Below are 2,072 nucleotides of genomic sequence, written 5' to 3'. Positions count from 1 at the left end.
CCGTCTTTGCTTTCATTACCTGTTTGAGAGCGGAATAAATATGTGAGAACAGAAACACCGCCAATGCCGTTAACGTCACTATCGAAAGGTTATAGTCCTCCAAAAACGAGAATACCCCCGACACCGTAGCGGTTATCAATAACAGACCATACCAAGAGCGATACAAGGCTCGCTCTTTATGTATTCCCACTATCGAAACAGCCAAAGTAATAATGATCAAAAACAGAATGGTCTTTTGACCTTGCGGATAAAACTGCTGCATCACCGCGCAACCAAAAAACAACACCAACAGTGCATAGAATAAGAAGTAGAAGTTGTCGTCTTTAGAGACTGGCTTCATCTATTTTTCCTCTGCCTCTGCTGGTTTTTTCTCAGTTTCTTCTTGGTTTTTCTCTTCAAGTCCAAGCCATGCCATCATCAGCTCATAGCTTAAACTCAGTATAACTGCACCAACAAACAGACCAACGATTCCTGACATCGCCATTCCGCCCAATGCACCCAGTAGAATAACCAACATTGGGATATGAGAGCCGCGGCTCAATAGCATCGGTTTCAAAATAGCGTCACTGCCACTGACCAAAATACACCACACTAAGAACAGGCTCGCCGCTAGCGTCGATTCAACACTGAACATGTAAATAATTGCAGGCAATAAAGCAAGAATCGGCGGAAGTTGGATAATAGCAATGAGCAGAACAGCTAATGCCCAAAACGCAGCCGCAGGAACGCCAGCAATCACTAAACCAATTGCTGACATAATGGATTGAATCACAGCAACACCTATCACACCCTGCACGACACTACGTACCGTTGATTTAGATAACTGTACCAACTCTTCACCTTTACCATCGGTTAGGCGAGCCACTAAGTGAGTGACCCCCGTTTGGCACTTATCGGCGTTACTCATAAATGCGCCAGCAATGATGGTAGAAATAATAAACTGAATAAACCCACCGCCGAGAGAGCCTAAAACAGAAGCAGCTTTCGTCGCAAACTGTTTCAGTTCGTCAGCATACTTTATGAACGTACCTTCAATATTATTGGAGGCAGCTACCAAGGTTGAATATACCTTCTCCCCAATGAATGGAATATCTTGTAAAGACTCTTTGGGTTTCGGCAGAGACAGGGTTCCGTCCTGTAGCCCTGTCATTAGGTCCGAAGCACTGGTGTAAATACCGGAAGAGAGCGCAACTAAAGGAATGAGCAGTAACAGTACTCCGATAAAGCTCAGTAATGCGCTGGCTTTTCCTTTCGACATTCCCGTCTTATTTGAAATCGCGACAGCAACTGGATAGAGCGCAGTCGCAATGATCGCCCCCCAAATAACCAATAGAATGAATGGGCGTAAAATCGCAAAACACCAGTAGACGAGCATAGCAATCGCTGCAATTTTGATGGCAGCGTCTATCGCCTGTTTTGAAAAATCATCGGTTAACTTCATGAAACGTCCTTGTTAGACAAGATTAAGGCTGATTTTGTAGGAACTTCCAATTCCGTGTTTCTAGGAATAGAGAAGCCAAAATCATATATATTCCAATTAACACTAATTGGAATATGCGTATAAGGGTGTTGCTATCGATATCACCGGAGCTCATCAATGTGCTACCAACAAGTACGAGCAAGGTACTAAATGCAGTGGCGAAAATCGGTGCTTTTTCGGGAACCGTGTAGATCTTCTTAGCAATCACAATAGCGACCAAGCCTATGAATAAAGAGTAGAAGATAATATTCGGAACAATCGAAAGGATTGAAAAAGCAGCTATCGCTAGCAAGCCACCAATGCCATTACTGATCACCAGAAATGCACTTAATTTGACTGATTTTTCTGAAGTGATCATTAACGATAACAACGCAATAAACATCATGGTTAACAATGCTTCAGATATCTGAAAAATAAAGAAAAAGCACACAACGGGATAAGAGATAATCATCGCACGGAAAGCCGCATACCAGCGCTCTGTCTTATTGAAAGGTACCGACGCAAAGCCAGAGAACTCCGACTTAGGTTCAGGGAAGAAGACATGAACCAGCGCAAAAATAGTCACCGACACTACACCAGAAGTCGCTAAACC

1 protein-coding gene and 2 pseudogenes are annotated in these 2,072 nt (G+C 43.4%); all 3 read right to left on the bottom strand.

Features of this window, described 5'->3' with window-relative positions; translation table 11 throughout:
• Positions 1 to 340: pseudogene (locus tag AB4496_RS12215) on the bottom strand (two pore domain potassium channel family protein); the annotation flags it as partial.
• Positions 341 to 1,441 (bottom strand): AI-2E family transporter, encoded by a 1,101-nt coding sequence (locus AB4496_RS12210; protein WP_017096361.1) that lies wholly within the window; start codon positions 1,439 to 1,441, stop codon positions 341 to 343. It lies immediately after the preceding pseudogene.
• Positions 1,442 to 1,463: 22 nt separating this feature from the next.
• Positions 1,464 to 2,072, bottom strand: a pseudogene (locus AB4496_RS12205) (hypothetical protein); the annotation flags it as partial.

The organism is Vibrio sp. 10N.222.46.A1 (assembly GCF_041473595.1).
Classification (GTDB): domain Bacteria; phylum Pseudomonadota; class Gammaproteobacteria; order Enterobacterales; family Vibrionaceae; genus Vibrio; species Vibrio tasmaniensis_A.
Note: the sequence above shows the minus strand (reverse complement) of the source record. Positions and strands in the feature narration are given on the sequence as shown.